This is a genomic window from Microcoleus sp. B3-D7 (assembly GCF_036705305.1).
Classification (GTDB): domain Bacteria; phylum Cyanobacteriota; class Cyanobacteriia; order Cyanobacteriales; family Microcoleaceae; genus Microcoleus.
This window is the reverse complement of the sequence record NZ_JAUBUE010000026.1, coordinates 45,103-61,246: the sequence shown is the minus strand read 5'-3', so window position 1 is coordinate 61,246 and position 16,144 is coordinate 45,103. Positions and strand designations below refer to the sequence as shown.

Below are 16,144 nucleotides of genomic sequence, written 5' to 3'. Positions count from 1 at the left end.
CCAACAACAAACAATCTCCAAAACCCGCCCCCACCCCATGCAAAAAACCCAAAAACGCAATATTTTAATTGTTTTTTCGTATTGAGAGATGGGGCGGGTTTTTTAGATTGTAGATTTTTATCAGATATGGTTAGTGAACCCGCCCCTACAAGTCATAGCAATTTATCCAGATTTCTGAGAGATTGCCGATTTATGACAAGGCAAAATCATCACCATCTCCCCAAATTTCAGCTAATTTCTCCAACAAATCTTCAGCAATCAAATTCAGTTCCGCTTTCACATCCTCCTCAATATCTGAAGCTTTCTCCACAGGTGAAGATTTATCACCAGAGAAAGATATATCTCTATTTCCCAAACCTCGACTACTATAACCACTTCCCGCTAAAGCCTTCCCCCCTTCATAGCCCCAGTCAGATTTCTCACTACTGTGCAAAACTTTATTCAAAATTGCCACTATTTCAGAAATAGATTTATTTTGCAATTTTTCCCGAACTTGTGCTTGTGCCGGGTCATTTTCTTCCAAATCAGATAGCAACTCTTCAATTTCATTTTGCACTAGCGGAATTGCCAACTCAATCCGATCCAAATACTCCCACAACTCCTCAACTGGTTTGAGATTAGTTAGAGAAATCTCTTCAGTTTCATCCAGAATTTCCACAGCCGGAATAAAGCCCAAAAGTTTCACCTTATCGAAAGGTTCGGCAAACTGAACGACGATATATGCAATGCGATTTTCCCGCACTTCCGGCAGAGAAATAGCCCATTCTCCGAGCTGAACCGGACAGCATTCTATCTTGCCAATTCCCGGCAAAACCAAATCGCCCACATCCACAACCGCCCGCATTACTGGATTCCAACTATCACCGCCATCAATATCGGTTTCCATTTCCATCCATTCCAAGAAATAGTTAACCGCCCAAACCGCCAGGGTATTGAAATAAACCCGCTTGCCTTTTTGCGGATTAGCTTGCTCTGAAGCAAATTGCAGAGCCAAATTGCGGGCAGTTTGCTCCAGAGGAATTTCTAACAAATAAGTATCTATGCTATTCACCATTATTCCTCGGGTTGATATCCAAACTTAAGTGCAATCTCTTTGACGAGAGCCAAACCTGTTCTTTTCCAGTGAGAGTTGAGAGTTTGATAGTCAATGTTTAACTCTCTGGCAATTTTAGACAATTTATCTGGAGGGTCTTGCAACAGCAATCGCAGTGCGAGTACGTGAGAATTGGCATCCGGTCGAGGGCGGCGATTTTCGGGATTATTTGGCTTCTTCTTATCTATTTTTTCATTGGGATAACTGTTTCGCAGTTCTCCCATCGGATCGTCTTCAATACACTGCCATAGTTGGCGGCCGATGCGCTGCTTATTTTGAGCTTGTTCTCTCTCGATGAGTTGCTCAATTCCATTTTTCGTGGTATGGTCTATCGGTTCTTGACCCTCAAACTTTTCACCTCGCTTGCTCGTAATCGGAGCATCAAAACTAACACTAAAAATCTGTTGCTGCATCCGGCGATATTGCTCATAGACTTTGTTCTTGAGAGTTTTATTGAACCGCTGAACCACTCGGGTTCGCAACACATCAGCAGCGAGATTGTCGAGGTCAATTCCCCTCAAAAATGCCGAAAGCGTTTTGAGAAAACCGCAATAAGCTTCCTGCATCATTTCCTCTAAATCAATATTAGGATAAGGATGCTTGCGAATTCCGGGCAAATGGGGAATGAGTTGGCACAATTGATTTTTGAGTCTTTCTTGTTCCTTACTACTCTCTTGCGAGTCTTTCAAGAGTTGTAGAAGTTGGCGTAACTGTTCGTCGGTGTTCACAGGCACGTTCGGATGACATCGAGATAATTCGATTATCCCAGGGAAAATAGTGCTGTAACGTGCGAGCAATAACAAAGCCAAGGAAATCGGTTTGAGTTCCCAACCCGTGGGTGGAAGCAACAAGTTGAAACTTGCCCCTACAGGAACTAAACCTGCTAAGGGTTCGACGGGGGTATCATGTCTCGTCATAGTCCAGTTTTTGCGTGTTGATACTCTGATATCGCAGGTTTTGGCGGCTTTATGCAGAATTGAGCAAAAATTTTTCGTAAAGGTAATGCAATAAGGACTGAAGTCCTTACTACGAAATTAATCCGGTGTAAAATTAACAATCATAGGGACTTCTCCATTGCGCTTTTGAAGAGATATCGCAGGAGTCGCCCCGTTTTATGCACATTCCAAAAATAAATCATATCAAACCCTATTGATAGCAAAGGATTTGATATGAAGCGAATTCTATTAGCCAGGATTTGGTATAGCGCGGTTTCTACAATTTGTCGATCGACCTTTTGGCTTTATTCGTCAGATTTTTCACAGCATCTTTAGCATCTTCTGCTGCGTGGCGGGCGGAGGCTTCGGCTTGTTTGGCTTTGCCTTCAACCTGGTCTTTTCTGTTGCCCGTGATATTACCGAAAATTTCCTGAGCTTTGCCTTCTAAATTTTTGCCGATCGCCTTCGCTCTGTCTTCTGCACTCATAATAAGCTCCGTTTGGCAAGTTGCTTTAGTAACATTGTAAAATCAACTTGCCTGCAATTGCCTTTAACTTCATATTAATTTATATTCTGCTTGACCTCGGTCTTCTTCTAAGGACTTACTTCGTGCAAATTCCTCACTCAAAAAGTAAACAATTCCTTTTTTTGACAACTGTATACGTCGGCAAAATTCGTCCTAAAAAACTATTTCAAACTCGCCGCAGCAACTTTAATCGGTTCGAGCAATTCTAACGGCAAATGCAGCATATTCAATTGGGTGCTATCTGCTGCTTTCCTTTCAGGATCGGGGCCGTGATAATCGCTGCCACCAGTTGCCAGCAAACCGTAATGAAGACACAAATCTTTCAACTTTTGGATTTGGCTAGAACTGTGGCTGGGATGGTATACTTCAACTCCCATTAAACCAGCATCTACTAATTCTTTTAAGACTTCCTCAACAGCACCGCCGCGAAATAAATAAGGATGAGCCCACACTGGTACTGCGCCGCAACTCTTCAGTAAATCGATGCCTTCGACGATCGAGAATTTCTCGTAATGAACATAAGCCGGGCCGTCATCTCCCAGCCAGCGATCGAATGCTTCCCGCGATGATTTGGCGTGACCGGCTTTTACAAGTGCAGAGGCAATGTGAGGCCTTCCCGGTGCCATTCCTGGGGATGTTTTTGGCAGTTCGATCGCGTATCCCATTGCTGCTAATTTTTCGACCATTTCCTGCGAGCGGCGAAACCTTCCTTCCAGGCGATCGTTCAAAGGAACGCGCAACTTATTTGCATCGGGATAAAAACCTAAAATGTGCAGCGATCTGCCGTTGTGAACGGTGCTGAGTTCGAGTCCGGGGACTATTTCGATACCGTGCAAAGCAGCGGCGGCGAAGGCTTCATCCCAACCTGACATCGTATCGTGATCGGTGACGGCCAAGGCGCGAACCCCCGAAGACGCGGCGGCGGCTACGAGTTCGGCAGGGGTGAGAGTGCCGTCGGAATAAGTAGTGTGGCAGTGGAGCTCTAGCATTTTTTCGGGTAAGTTAAAGTCTGTAAAACCTGCAATTATTCCCCTCACTCACGCGACATATATCGTCCCTGCGATCGACAAGTTTTTGGGTAATTTCAATCTGTTAGCTGTAATAAGTTTTCGCGCCTTTAATTGGGACATTGCTGTTTATTAAAAGCTTGCGTGGGGTGGGTCTCTTGCCCGTCTTTGCAGTTGAATTTAGATGCCGAACACCTTAGCTATTTCTTAATTTCTCGCATTGGGGAAATGACACCCTCTGGCAATTTGGGAGGAATCGGCGATATTTCAATACTTTGTATGTTGTGCACTGGGATAACTACCAGTTTATCTGCCAATTCGAGAATTATCGGGTCTGCTGTCAACATTTTGTGCAGGCGAGTGCCTAAAGTTGCTTGCTCTCCTACTGTTCCCTCTGGCGCACTGAACTGGAAGTGTTGCTGTTTGCCGTTGGTATAGTGGATTGTCAGATCGATAATTCTTTCTTGGTTGGTTGCTTGCATAATTTTTTTTCCCTAACAGTCGATCGGGACTTGGCAAAATTAACAATAAATTAAAACTGGCGATCGCACCACGATTGGAAAGCTCGCTGGAAAGATTTTCACCAAACGAGGCTGTGGGTACGAAAGTCCGGTTACTGCTAATTTTACCACACAAACTGTACGGAAACTCGCCAACTTACCCAGTATACAATTGGCAGTCGCGCTGTCTTTGCTCCTCAATGCGCGAGAGCCTTCGCCAGCAATATTTGGCCGATCGGGCTTTCTTCTATGCCACTTGGCAAAGTGGCTCAATTTAGCCTGTGTAGCGACTTGACTCAAAGCGGTCTCAAGTCATACAGCAGAGGCATTTGAGCGCTTTGGGTGTCAAGGTTTTTCGACGTGGGAACTGTGGAGGTTAGGATAGTGGCCTTCTGCTGTCACTGACCTAGAGGATTTTTTTATAAATTAATAACATAACATTCAGGTACAGCTTATGAAATCCACACTTTGTTTTCCCGAAACTTCTCTTGAATATAACACCGTTGCTGTTAACAATAATGCTATTGACTCTTGTATCCTTGCAGCTTGGATTGATTTAGTAGGAGGAGATTTTGATAATTTGGGAGGAGATGATTGGCTGCCATTGTGTGGCGACATTGATGACGGCGAAATTTACCGGGAATGGTTTTTGTGGCAAGACAGCGAAGTGACTCAAGAGTGGGAAGCTTACGATCCCATTACTAATTATCGAGTTGTGGCACCTAGCCGAGAAATGATGATTGCTAAAATCGACCAAATAGAAGCTTCCAGAACAATTTAGTTGAATTGGAGAAGGTTAAATCTTGATTTTCAACTTTAATAAAACTTCTGTAAACAAACCCGGTTTCTCCCAACCACAAAGAAACCGGGTTTTTCAGACCACAACTCTAGGTTTGGGTTGAGTTCCACTGACCGAACATAATAATTTATGGCGCAACTGCTTTTTGTTTTTCTCGTTCTAATTTGCGCTGCTTCAAGGCGGCAAGATTTTGTTTAATCGTGTCGATTGCAAATCCAGCTTCCTGCTGTTGGTATAATTCGCTGGCACGGATCAAATCTGCAACTGCCTCCTCATCCGAGCGCAAATTCGCACAAGCCAAGGCGCGATTGTGGTAAGCTTCTGCTAAAGTTGAAACTTGTTCTACAGCACTGGTAAATTTATCTTTAGCTTTGCGGTAATTTCCCGACTGATAAGCCTCAATTCCTTGTTGAAAATAAACGGAAGCTTTACTGCCGCTGTCGGTATCGGGAAATTCTGGGTAAGTTAAAATTGGTTCTTTAAAGAGTACAGAAATGCTGCCCTTGCCGAAGTAAGCCCAAGTCATTGTTCCAAACCCAATCCCCAGCACGAGGGCAATAATGACAGACAGAGCAATAAAATTGGTGAGTTCCATAGAGCAATATTTGTTGTATTATAATATGATAAGTTAATTCCTAACTTCTGCACCAATGGCTGCGCGGATTGACCTCAACTGGAAATGGTTTTTCGGATCGCTAGCTTTAGTATTGTCGATCGGCTTAATTACTGCAACTGCCAGTTCTGACGCAGCAACGAACGCCCAAACTCAAGCAGGGTGGCAATTGTTGCAGCGGGGTGAGGCAGGGTTGGTTGTAGCAATGCGACACGCGATCGCCCCAGGTACGGGAGATCCTGCTAACTTTAAGTTGGGTGACTGTTCCACCCAGCGCAATTTATCAGCACAGGGAAGAACCCAAGCCAAGCAAATTGCAGCCGAATTTCGCAACCGCAACATCAAAGTTGCCAGAGTTTTATCCAGTCAGTGGTGTAGGTGTTTGGAAACAGCAAAACTGATAAATTTAGGCAAAGTCGAACCGTTCCCAGCGTTGAACTCGTTCTTTAGCGATAGCAGCAAAGAAGCCCAACAAACAGCGACAATCCGCAAATTAATTGTTGACAACCGCAACACTAAGGGCGCGGTTATTATGGTAACTCATCAAGTAAATATTACCGCTATCACTGATATTGTACCGCAAAGCGGCGAAGCTGTGATTCTCAAAAGCGCTCGACAAGGTAAAATCCAAATAGTCGGACGAATTGGAGGATTTTAAATATATAAAAAGTTATAATATTATTAATTTTCCCTTACCAATTCCCATTGCCAATTTATATGAGTTTCCAATACAGCGCCGCCCTAGTGACTTTAGCAGACCTTGATAAGGAAGTTCTCGTTAAATTTTACACAAAATTTCTCGACATAGAACCAAACCCTTACATTCCCAATACTTATGCTGAATTTCAACTCCCAGGCTTAAGACTCGGCATATTCAAACCCAAAGATTCCCACAAATCAGAATTTGCAAATCGAACAAAAACAGGCATGAGTCTCTGTTTGGAAGTCAGCGATCTCGAAACTGCGATCGCCCGAATTTGGGCTTTAGGTTATCCGCCCAACGGAGAAATTATCAAAGCTTCTCACGGTCTAGAAATCTATGCCTTCGATCCTGCCGGGAACCGCATAATTTTACATCAATCCCAGGAGAATGTAGGATGAGGGCTAATTATTGGTGAACTCTCGATCTTCTCTTCTCTTCCTACCCTTCGGGAACGGCTTCGCCGAACGCATCTTCGCGGTTCGTTCAAAAAAACATCTAGTTCACAAGCCGCTGAGGATTGCTATATAAGTTATGCAATTGCTTCACCACCTTCGCAATTACATTATAAAGTTTACCTCTACAACTCAAAACTCCCTTAACTATCTAATCAGTTCAGCAAAACTATAAAAACTGATAATTAATAACAGCAATGCTGTCAGGTGAGTTAGCTGAAATTGAGGCTGCGGGCCGATCGATTCCCGCACCAAAATTGAAAAAGACGAACCAATTATATAACTCAGAGACAGCGTTAAATATTGCCACTGCAATGTTACACTCCACAGCCCAAGCAAAATCATCGCCAAAGTCAACATCACCAACTCAACAAACCGAGGCGGATTGTGCTGAGTAGACAGAATCAAAGTGTCCAACCAATATTGCCAAGGTCTCATGTGTTAGCGATCGAGCTTTTGGATTTAGCCTTCTAGCTTAACCTACGATCGCCATTCAGTTTGTTGCTGCAAACACCTTAAAGCCTCCGCCGTCTCAACCTGCGGAAATTGCCCATAAAAGCGACTGACACTGTAAAAAGGGTGAGGAGTCTCCAGAACGATCAACTTATCGCCCATTTGGGCCAAAAATCCCATTAAATCTGCCGGGGCGACAGGCGCGCAAATCCACAAAGCCAGCGGTTGCTGCGACTCCAAAGCCTTAGCCGCCACAGCCATCGTCATCCCCGTAGCAATCCCGTCATCTACCAAAATCGCCAAAGCCCCAGCGGCGCTGATATTTGGGCGTCCAGGAGACAAATCTGCCAGCAGAGATTGAGCATTATTTTGAGCCAGGGGCAGTGCTGATTTTTGCAAGCGTAAATTGTGCTGCTTTTGCTTTTCCCAGAGGACGTGACCGTCAGCAGTTGCAGCCCCGATCGCCAATTCTAAATTATCGGGGCGAGTAATTTTCTTGGCGACAACCACATCCAAAGGACAGCCCAAGCGGCGCGCAATCGGCACAGCAACGGGCAAACCCCCGCGCGGCAAGGCGTAAACAATCGGTTTCACCGCCTTCTGTGTCATTAAACTCAACTTGCCGAACTCGTCCACAACTGCCTCGGCCAGTTTTTCGCCTGCATCGGCGCGATCGTCAAAAAACGGGTTAGAGAACATATTTTTGCCTGTACGAGCTCAACCAAACAATTGGAGATTGTGCCAGTGTTAATTGGAGATTGTACGCGCGAGCGTAGCTATCCCGTAGCGAATCGACAGCATCGCACACAAGCATCTAGCCAATCTCAAATCACCAAACCCGATCTAAACTATAAACTCTAGACTCCAAAATCTCTCCCTAATTGTAAAATGTATGTCCAGCGACTTGCAACTCAGCCTTTTTGACAACAATCAAAGTGCCACTTTCCAAACAGACTCAATACCAGCAAATGCCAAAATTCCCATCCCTCCCGGCACTTATCAAAATATGGAACAAATAGGCGAGCACTGCAACCGCTGCTACCGCTGCGAATTGGGCAATACGCGCACTCACGCTGTCATCGGGCGCGGCAATCCTCAAGCCTCTATTTTGATTGTGGGAGAAGCGCCCGGACAAAACGAAGACGAAACCGGATTGCCCTTCGTCGGGCGATCGGGCAAACTGTTAGATAAGATTTTAGAATCTGTGGGATTGAGTGCAGAAACCGACGTATTCATTGCCAACGTCATCAAATGTCGCCCTCCCAACAACCGCCCTCCGACAGCAAAAGAAATCGAAGCTTGCAAACCTTACTTGCTCGAACAAATTCGCATCTTAGACCCCAAAATTATTTTATTAACCGGTGCAACAGCCCTCAAAGGTTTGCTAAGCGACAAGCGGCCCATTAGTAAAATCAGAGGTCAATGGATTGAATGGGAAAATCGTTTGTGTATGCCAATTTTTCACCCGTCTTACTTGCTGCGAAACCCCTCCCGTGAACCGGAGACTCCGAAATGGTTTATGTGGCAAGATATGCAGGCTATTAAGGCTAAATTGGATGAATTAAAATAGCAATTGTAATAATTTTTTGTTGTGCTTTGTATGAGCGGGTTTCCCCAACTATAATTGGCTAAAACAGATAATCTCGTAAACCCACTCCCCACTGTAAATCGCTCAACCAAAAATTCGTGGATTTTCTGATACCTCTGTCAGGAACAGGCATCTTGCCTGTTCCACAATAAAATTATTTTCTGTCAGGAACAGGCAAGATGCCTGTTCCACAATAAAAATTATTTCATGTGGGGTGGGCGTCTCGCCCGCCCGCAAGATGGGGAGCGTGTCATTTTTGCGATGAGTATAAATACTGGTGAACCCCACCATGACTTTTTTGCCGATCATCAGTATCAATAGTCGGGACAGTTTTTATATGGCCCAATGGCTTATGCTCGCTTGGCTTTGAGCCACTGTAGATAATTAAATCAATGTCAGCTCCACGCCTGACTTACATTTAATTCGACTTTTTTATGATCCTTACCCTGTAAAGCTTGTAGTATCGTTCCAAAAACTGTCCGGAGTATTGCAGTATAATAGGGAATAATTATCATCTCTTCCCATTTGATATATAATCATGAACAACTTTATTGAAGCTATTGGTGGACTAATAGGAATCCTAGCTTTTGTGAAAGGCATTCTTGAGTTCGTAGATCTCAATAGGATACGTAGATATGAGAAGTTTCATGAGATGAGCAAAAGATTCGATGAGAACGAGTCAATCCAGAAAGTCTGTGAGCTTTTGCAAGATAGCTCTAGCAGCATATCAGTCACAAAACAGGAAAAAGAGGTATTTATCTGCTTTTTGGAAGAGATTTACTTTATGATTATGTCTGGTATAATGAAAAAGGAAATTGCACTGTACACATTTGGCTATTATGCAAGAGAAGCACTGCACAACCAAAGATTTTGGCACGATCTTGATAGTGGGGAAGAGTATTACACAGTATTCCATAAATTCTGTCGAATGGTCTCTCTCTTTGAGCCAAGCAAACTCGGAGTCAAGGAAACGCTGAAATACTGAGCACCATGAAGATAAATTTTTAGGTCACAATGTACTTTTGACGGGTTATCCTTTGATTTAGAATTGAGTATTTCCTAATTTAGAAGGCCAAACATCTTCGGAATTTCTAACTTATCTATTTCCACCTCGTGATTTATTAACAGCGGACATTATATATTATAAAAAAAGGTGTTATTAAAAAAAGAGGTACAAGTAATGACACAGGTATAAGTCCTACAAGCATCGGCACTCCAACCCAAGGGTTAGAACTAACAAAAGACATGAAGTTGCTCCAATCCAGACTGTTAATTAGACCCCAACCCACAACCAACCGCAAGATGCCTGTTCCACAATAAAATTATTTTCTGTCCGGAACAGGCAAGATGCCTGTTCCACAATAAAAATTATTTCATGTGGGGTGGGCGTCTCGCCCGCCCAAAAAATACAATTTAGTTGCGAGACAACTTATTTTTTGCATGACAATCGCGCAACCACAAACGAATAGCCTCACCAATTTCGCTGGCACTATCTTGACTTAATAAAGGACGAATATTCGCCGCAGTACCAAACCGAGAAACAATTTTTACTAATTCCCATCCCTTCTCAGTTTTAGTTAAAAACAGCCAATGATATTGCTGAATTTCGACTCGTTCTCCCCCGCGATACTGCCGTTCCAAAGTAGTAATAAAAACTTGACTGGCATTTTCAGGAAGTGCATCTTCAAAATTTAAAGGTAACGGTTCAAACTCCGGCCGGCCGGCTAAAATTATTTGCGGCAGCGCGTAACCGGGCGGTGTGTTAGTGTTAGGAGAAAAGTGCGATCGCACAATTACGCGATTAGCATAACTCGGCAAATCTTGCAACAGGCGATCGACCAAAGTTTCTAAATCAGCGGGACAGGGCGATCGCACTAACAAACCATACCGACTTGCATTGATACTGTTAGTATCATTTGTCACAAAATTAACTGCCCAAGTCGGAGTTCCAACCGCAGATATCAGCAGATAAACACAGATAAACGCAGATAAAATTTTATTGGCGTTCATCGGCTTTTATCGGCGGTAAAAAACAACATTTCTATTGTTACTCCAACTCTTCACAAATACGGGTAAAAGCCGCCACTGGATCGGGCGCAGCAGTAATTGGCCGCCCAATCACCAGATAATCCGCACCAGCTTTCAAAGCAGCCTTCGGAGTCATCGATCGCTTTTGATCGCCTCCATCAGCCCATTTCGGACGCACACCGGGACAAACTAACAGAAAATCATCCCCGCAACTCATTCTTAACTGTTCCACTTCTTGCGGAGAACAAACAGCACCAGCTAAACCCGTTTCCTTAGCCAACAATGCCATGTGCAAAGCATATTCCGGCAACTCCAAAGGTATTTTCAACTCAAAAGCCAACTGTCGCGAATTCAAACTCGTCAATAGAGTAATTGCAATCAACTTAGGAGTCGGTTGATCAACAGTCGCCGCCCCTTCAGTCAAAGCCAACTGTGCCGCTTTCAAAGCATCTTTACCACAAGTAGAATGGATCGTCAATAAATCCACCTTATACTTAGCAGCAGCCCGACAAGCACCAGCCACAGTATTCGGGATATCGTGAAACTTCAAATCGAGAAAAATCCGCTTTTCCCGCTGTTTTAAAATTCCCAAAATCCCCGGCCCGGAACTCACAAACAGTTCCAAACCGACTTTCCAGAAAGATACTTGCGGCAGTTTGTCCAGAAGTGCGATCGCCTCTTCTTGACTCGAAACATCCAAAGCAACAATAATTCGATTATCAGCGTTCATCTTCAGTATTCATCTTCAGTATTCATCTGCGGTTAAAAAAGAGATTCAAGACACCAATCGCACAAACTTATTCTTCCCAACCTGCAAAACCTTACCGCATAAATCAGCCGGTGATTCAAAAGTAAGATTCACATCAGAAACCCGATCGCCCTCCAACTTCACCCCGCCGCCCTGCATCAACTTCCGCGCATCACCGCTGCTTTTACACAGCCCGCTAGCACTCAGAATATAAAACAACTTAGCCGGAAACTGGACGTTTGCCAAAGAAAACTCGGGCACTGCATCAGCTTGTCCAGCAGCACCTTTAACCAGCGCAATTGCATCTTGTTGTGCGCGTTCCGCCGCTTCCTTCCCCCGATACTGGCGTACCACATCCAAAGCCAAAAGTTTCTGTTTTTCTCGCGGATTTTCTGGCAATTCATCAAGTGGCAAATCTGTCAATAGTTCAAAATATTGGGCGATCGAACTATCAGCAATTTTCTCCAACTTAGAATACATCGTCAGCGGGTCTTCCGACAAACCCACATAATTGTTCAAAGACTTCGACATCTTCTGCACCCCGTCAGTCCCGATCAAAATCGGCATCAGCAAACCAAACTGCGGTTTCATCCCAAAATGCCGCTGCAAATCTCTCCCCACCGCAATATTAAACTTTTGGTCGGTTCCCCCCAACTCCAAATCTGCTTCCAAAGCCACCGAGTCGTAACCCTGCATTAGTGGATACAGAAACTCATGCAGATAAATCGCATTTTCCTGCTGCATCCGATTATCAAATCCCTCTTTAGCAAGCATCTGCTGCACCGTCATCGTCCTCAGCAGTTCCAAAATCTTCGCCAAATCCAATTTCGACAACCACTCGGAGTTGTAGCGAATTTCCAAACGTCCTGGTGTGTCAAAATCTAGAATCGGACGCACTTGGTCTAAATAAGTCTTGGCATTTTCCGCCACTTGTTCTGCCGTCAACTGGCTACGCATCTCCGACTTACCTGTCGGATCGCCAATTCTGGCGGTAAAATCTCCGATGACCAGTACCGCTGTGTGACCAGCATCTTGAAAAGCCCGCAGCTTGCGGAAGCAAATGCTGTGTCCCAAGTGAATGTCCGCCCCTGTGGCGTCAATTCCGAGTTTGACGCGCAAAGGTCGATCGGCTTTTGCCAGCAGTTGGGCTAAATTTTCGTCAGGGTTGCTAGAATCAGGTCGATCTGGAAAAATCTCACTGACGCCGCGGTAAAGCGCTGAAAGGTTAGGAGTTATCATCGGGGAGCGATCGTCCATCATATTATTTTGCCAAAGTGCAGCAGAATTAGTTACACTCACTGGTTGACGCATAAAAACATAACTATCAAGCTACTATAATCCCAAAGCTGATCGGCTTTCCTTAGCTGACAGTCTCTAGGGTTCGCATCTAAAATTAAAAGTCTTAAACCCCAAATCGAGTGAGGAAGTGAAATCCACGTGTCAACCAACGCAGTCCGCAATAACACGGAAAACTCAGCCCCCGTATTCGAGTTTGTTCAGTCAGTCAGTAAAGTGACCGCCGGAACCATACTCAGCATGACAATGCTTGCCAGTTCCGTAGTCGCTGGCGGACTGGTTGGCTTAGCGATCAGCTTCCGCAATTTGCCAGATGTTCGGATCTTGCAAACCTACTCTCCCACAGAAACTACCCACATTTACGACATCAACGGCAAGCCGCTAGCCAGCATCCACGACGAAGCCAACCGGGATGTCGTACCCCTTGACCAAATCTCCCCGAACCTGAAACGAGCTGTTCTGGCGATCGAAGATAGCAACTTCTTCACCCACAAAGGCATCAACCCCGGCGGGATAGCCCGAGCTCTCATAGTCAACCTAGAGAAAGGTAGAACCGTTGAAGGCGGCTCGACTATGACTATGCAGCTAGTCAAGAACCTGTTTCTATCTCCCCAGTCAAAATTTAGTCGCAAGGTAGCTGAAGCGGTAATGTCTATCCGCTTGGAGCAAATTCTCAACAAAGACCAAATTCTGCAACTATACCTGAATCAAATCTACTTAGGGCACAACTTGTACGGCGTAGAGACAGCCTCTCGAAGCTATTTCAACAAATCAGCAAGTAATTTGACTCTTTCGGAAGCAGCGATGCTGGCAGGCTTAATTTCTGCCCCCGAAGAATACAGTCCTTTCGTCAATTACAAGTTGGCAAAAGAGCGGCAAACCCTCGTTTTAGGCCGCATGAAGGATCTTAAATGGATTACGCCGGCCCAAGAGACTGCTGCCCGCCAGGAAAAAATTAAGCTAGGCAAAATTACCTCTTTTGGGGGATCTCAAGTTCCTTACGTAACACAAGCCGTAGTCCAGGAACTAACAAGGCGTTTCGGGCGAGATGCCGTGGTTAAGGGAGGAATGCGCGTTCAAACCACTATCGACCTCAAAATGCAGCGCATAGCCGAAGAAACCGTCAAAGCGTGGCACAATCGCCTTTACTACCAAGGGCTGTTTTACGATCGCGAGGAAGGTCAAATTGCCCTAGCCGCCGTCGATCCCCGCACCCACTTCGTCAAAGCAATGGTTGGCGGCGTCGATTATGAAAAGAGTCAGTTCAACCGCGCCATTCAAGCACGCCGCCAGCCCGGATCTTCTTTTAAGCCTTTTATCTACTACGCTGCCTTTGCTAGCGGCAAATACGGCCCGGATTCAGTTGTCTACGACTCCCCTGTCGGCTACCGCGACGGCGACGGCTACTACTACCCTCAAAACTACGGTGGCGGCTTTTCCGGTGCCGTCAGCATCCGCAGAGCTTTAGAAGTATCTCTAAACATTCCCGCCGTCAAGCTTGGCCAAGAAGTCGGATTGAATAAAGTGATTGAGATTTGCCGCGTGCTCGGCATCCGAAGTCCGATGGAACCGGTGATTTCTTTGCCATTGGGTGCCGTTGACCTCACTCCTTTAGAAATGGCCGGAGCTTTTGCTACCTTCGCGAACAACGGCTGGCATTCTGACACCACGTTTATCGTGCAAGTTACTGACAGCAGCGGCAATGTCTTGCTCGACAATACGCCCAAACCCAAATTAGTTCTCAATTCCTGGGCGGCGGCATCTGTCAATAGCGCTCTACAAGGGGTAATTAGCAGCGGAACGGCAAGGGCGGCTCAACTTGGGCGGCCGGCTGCGGGGAAAACTGGTACAACTTCCTCAGAACGGGATATCTGGTTTGTGGGTTACGTGCCGCAGTTGTCGGTGGCTGTTTGGATGGGCAACGACAATTATAGACCGATGAGCTACGGTGCTACTGGTGGTACTATTGTCGCCCCTGTTTGGCGTGATTTTATGAGCCAAGCTTTGGAAGGCGTTCCCGCAGAAAGTTTCAAACCTGCTTCATCTTTTGAGCGGCCTTAATTATCAGTCATTTGTCATTGGGCATTGGGCATTGGGCATTGGGAATACTTTCTTTTTCTTCCTTCTTCCTTCTTCCTTCTTCCTTCTGACACTAAGACTGTTTTTCCAGCTCAGATTTCATCCGCTCCAGCGTTGAGTTCATTTGATCGAACATCTGCTGGGGCGTGATGCCAAATTGATTGAGCTGTGTTTTTAACTGCTCTACAGTCATCTGAGCCATGAAGTCCTCCGACAGCTCAAAGCGCTTCATAAAAATACGGTAGCGCTCCATCATCGATTCCATCTGAGCGATGAACATTTTCTTGCCTTCGCGATCGAATTTGCCGTAATTGCCACCTAGTTTGATGAGAGATTGATAGTCTTCAAACAACAGCTTGGCTTCTTGCTGAACAATTTCTGAATCAAAAAATCCCATAGCTTTCCTAATTTTTTAATATTCTACTAATTTTGATCTAGGCGAGAAATCCCGCTGCTTTTTCTACTATTTTATCAGTTGCCGGAGGAAGTCCCTACCCCTTAAGGCGCAACAATAAGTAGAAATTTCCGTACAGCATAAGGCATGGGAATGGGAGATTGGGCATTGGGCTTGCGATGACAACAGTCAACTGTCAACAGTCAACTGTCAACAGTCAACTGACTTTAAACTTCCCCGAGGCGTTCTAGAGGCCAAAACCGCACTACAGCGCGGCCGATGATATTCTGCTTAGGTAAAAATCCCCACCTGCTGGAGTCGTTGCTGTTGTTGCGGTTGTCTCCCATCACAAAGTATTCATTTTCTGGGACGCGATAAGGCCCCCACTGGTATTTAGGAGGTTCGGCAATATATTTTTCGACGAGGGGTTTGTCGTTGAGATAAACTAAACCTTTTTTAACGGCGACGGTTTGACCCGGTAAGCCAATTACCCGCTTGATGAATGCTTGGTCTTGGGTAAAGCCTTGTTCTTGCAACTTTTCGGGCGGGGCAAATACTACGATGTCGCCAGTTTTGGGAGGTTCTAGGTAGTAGGAGATTTTTTCGACTACGACGCGATCGCCCACGTGCAAAGTGGGTACCATAGAATCTGAGGGTATGTAGCGCGGTTCGGCGACCAAGGCTCGAATCACTATTGCTAAACTCAAAGCAATAATCACTATCTGAAGATTTTCTCGCTGCGACTTCCACGCTTTCTGCCACCAGCTTTTAGGCGGATTTTCTGCTACTTCTGTACCCAAATTCTTTTTTTCAGATGTCATGAAAGTCCTCGCTATATAGTTGCCACTAATTATCTGATTAAGCTCGCTCAGCATTTAAATTGCATCTCAAGAAATAATCCAACCATGAGCGAGCTGGGCACGCGAACCC

20 protein-coding genes are annotated in these 16,144 nt (G+C 45.2%); 6 read left to right on the top strand and 14 right to left on the bottom strand.

The features are described from left to right. Positions 1-190: 190 nt before the first annotated feature. The 5 genes from QUB25_RS18030 to QUB25_RS18010 form a co-directional block, all read right to left on the bottom strand. Entirely contained in the window at positions 191-1,054 is an 864-nt protein-coding gene (locus QUB25_RS18030) for a DUF1822 family protein (RefSeq protein ID WP_333062715.1), read from the bottom strand. Beyond that, on the bottom strand, positions 1,054-2,010 hold the full coding sequence (locus QUB25_RS18025) for a hypothetical protein (RefSeq protein ID WP_333039748.1): 957 nt from the start codon (positions 2,008-2,010) through the stop codon (positions 1,054-1,056). The genes QUB25_RS18030 and QUB25_RS18025 overlap by 1 nt, the downstream gene beginning before the upstream one ends. 295 nt (positions 2,011-2,305) lie before the next feature. Further along, on the bottom strand, positions 2,306-2,515 hold the full coding sequence (locus tag QUB25_RS18020) for a CsbD family protein (RefSeq protein WP_190733750.1): 210 nt from the start codon (positions 2,513-2,515) through the stop codon (positions 2,306-2,308). A 200-nt stretch (positions 2,516-2,715) separates the two neighbouring features. Further along, complete coding sequence (locus QUB25_RS18015; RefSeq protein ID WP_039886987.1) at positions 2,716-3,543, bottom strand: PHP domain-containing protein; 828 nt, start codon at positions 3,541-3,543, stop codon at positions 2,716-2,718. 218 nt (positions 3,544-3,761) lie between these two features. Then, positions 3,762-4,043 (bottom strand): hypothetical protein, encoded by a 282-nt coding sequence (locus QUB25_RS18010; protein WP_190733754.1) that lies wholly within the window; start codon positions 4,041-4,043, stop codon positions 3,762-3,764. Between the two features lie 472 nt (positions 4,044-4,515). On the opposite strand from QUB25_RS18010, the gene QUB25_RS18005 reads away from it, so the two are divergent. Then, complete coding sequence (locus QUB25_RS18005; RefSeq protein ID WP_333184768.1) at positions 4,516-4,842, top strand: hypothetical protein; 327 nt, start codon at positions 4,516-4,518, stop codon at positions 4,840-4,842. A gap of 145 nt (positions 4,843-4,987) precedes the next feature. Here the strand turns inward: QUB25_RS18005 and QUB25_RS18000 are convergent, their stop codons facing one another. Next, positions 4,988-5,455 carry a hypothetical protein gene (locus QUB25_RS18000; protein WP_333184766.1) on the bottom strand — a complete coding sequence of 156 codons (468 nt, stop codon included), beginning with the start codon at positions 5,453-5,455 and terminating at the stop codon, positions 4,988-4,990. A gap of 55 nt (positions 5,456-5,510) precedes the next feature. Here QUB25_RS18000 and QUB25_RS17995 point away from each other — a divergent pair, with 55 nt between their 5' ends. Both QUB25_RS17995 and QUB25_RS17990 read left to right on the top strand, forming a co-directional pair. After that, positions 5,511-6,131 carry a histidine phosphatase family protein gene (locus QUB25_RS17995; RefSeq protein ID WP_333184763.1) on the top strand — a complete coding sequence of 207 codons (621 nt, stop codon included), beginning with the start codon at positions 5,511-5,513 and terminating at the stop codon, positions 6,129-6,131. A 59-nt stretch (positions 6,132-6,190) separates the two neighbouring features. Then, the gene (locus tag QUB25_RS17990) at positions 6,191-6,574 is read left to right on the top strand and encodes a VOC family protein (RefSeq protein WP_333184760.1); all 384 of its coding nucleotides are present in this window, start codon (positions 6,191-6,193) and stop codon (positions 6,572-6,574) included. 201 nt (positions 6,575-6,775) lie between these two features. Here QUB25_RS17990 and QUB25_RS17985 read toward each other — a convergent pair whose 3' ends face one another. Beyond that, a complete protein-coding gene (locus QUB25_RS17985; RefSeq protein ID WP_333039735.1) occupies positions 6,776-7,066 on the bottom strand; it encodes a hypothetical protein in 291 nt (96 codons plus the stop codon). A gap of 42 nt (positions 7,067-7,108) precedes the next feature. Beyond that, positions 7,109-7,780: a phosphoribosyltransferase family protein gene (locus QUB25_RS17980; RefSeq protein ID WP_333062723.1), complete on the bottom strand. Its 672-nt coding sequence runs from the start codon at positions 7,778-7,780 to the stop codon at positions 7,109-7,111. Between the two features lie 193 nt (positions 7,781-7,973). Between QUB25_RS17980 and QUB25_RS17975 the strand changes: the two genes are divergently transcribed. After that, positions 7,974-8,651 (top strand): uracil-DNA glycosylase, encoded by a 678-nt coding sequence (locus QUB25_RS17975; protein ID WP_333139633.1) that lies wholly within the window; start codon positions 7,974-7,976, stop codon positions 8,649-8,651. A 102-nt stretch (positions 8,652-8,753) separates the two neighbouring features. Here the strand turns inward: QUB25_RS17975 and QUB25_RS17970 are convergent, their stop codons facing one another. Next, the gene (locus tag QUB25_RS17970; protein WP_333184755.1) at positions 8,754-8,978 is read right to left on the bottom strand and encodes a hypothetical protein; all 225 of its coding nucleotides are present in this window, start codon (positions 8,976-8,978) and stop codon (positions 8,754-8,756) included. Positions 8,979-9,207: 229 nt separating this feature from the next. Here QUB25_RS17970 and QUB25_RS17965 point away from each other — a divergent pair, with 229 nt between their 5' ends. Further along, entirely contained in the window at positions 9,208-9,654 is a 447-nt protein-coding gene (locus QUB25_RS17965; protein WP_333062898.1) for a hypothetical protein, read from the top strand. A gap of 428 nt (positions 9,655-10,082) precedes the next feature. Here QUB25_RS17965 and QUB25_RS17960 read toward each other — a convergent pair whose 3' ends face one another. The 3 genes from QUB25_RS17960 to tyrS are packed head-to-tail and all read right to left on the bottom strand — an operon-like array spanning position 10,083 to position 12,705. Continuing rightward, complete coding sequence (locus tag QUB25_RS17960; protein WP_333184752.1) at positions 10,083-10,679, bottom strand: hypothetical protein; 597 nt, start codon at positions 10,677-10,679, stop codon at positions 10,083-10,085. 37 nt (positions 10,680-10,716) lie between these two features. Continuing rightward, a complete protein-coding gene (pyrF, locus tag QUB25_RS17955; protein ID WP_333184749.1) occupies positions 10,717-11,427 on the bottom strand; it encodes an orotidine-5'-phosphate decarboxylase in 711 nt (236 codons plus the stop codon). Positions 11,428-11,472: 45 nt separating this feature from the next. Then, positions 11,473-12,705 (bottom strand): tyrosine--tRNA ligase, encoded by a 1,233-nt coding sequence (gene tyrS / locus QUB25_RS17950; protein WP_333062949.1) that lies wholly within the window; start codon positions 12,703-12,705, stop codon positions 11,473-11,475. Between the two features lie 177 nt (positions 12,706-12,882). On the opposite strand from tyrS, the gene QUB25_RS17945 reads away from it, so the two are divergent. Next, a complete protein-coding gene (locus QUB25_RS17945; RefSeq protein WP_333039726.1) occupies positions 12,883-14,802 on the top strand; it encodes a transglycosylase domain-containing protein in 1,920 nt (639 codons plus the stop codon). A 91-nt stretch (positions 14,803-14,893) separates the two neighbouring features. Here QUB25_RS17945 and QUB25_RS17940 read toward each other — a convergent pair whose 3' ends face one another. After that, the gene (locus tag QUB25_RS17940) at positions 14,894-15,217 is read right to left on the bottom strand and encodes a DUF1825 family protein (RefSeq protein WP_190661255.1); all 324 of its coding nucleotides are present in this window, start codon (positions 15,215-15,217) and stop codon (positions 14,894-14,896) included. A 224-nt stretch (positions 15,218-15,441) separates the two neighbouring features. Continuing rightward, entirely contained in the window at positions 15,442-16,035 is a 594-nt protein-coding gene (lepB, locus tag QUB25_RS17935) for a signal peptidase I (protein ID WP_333184745.1), read from the bottom strand. Positions 16,036-16,144: the final 109 nt, after the last annotated feature.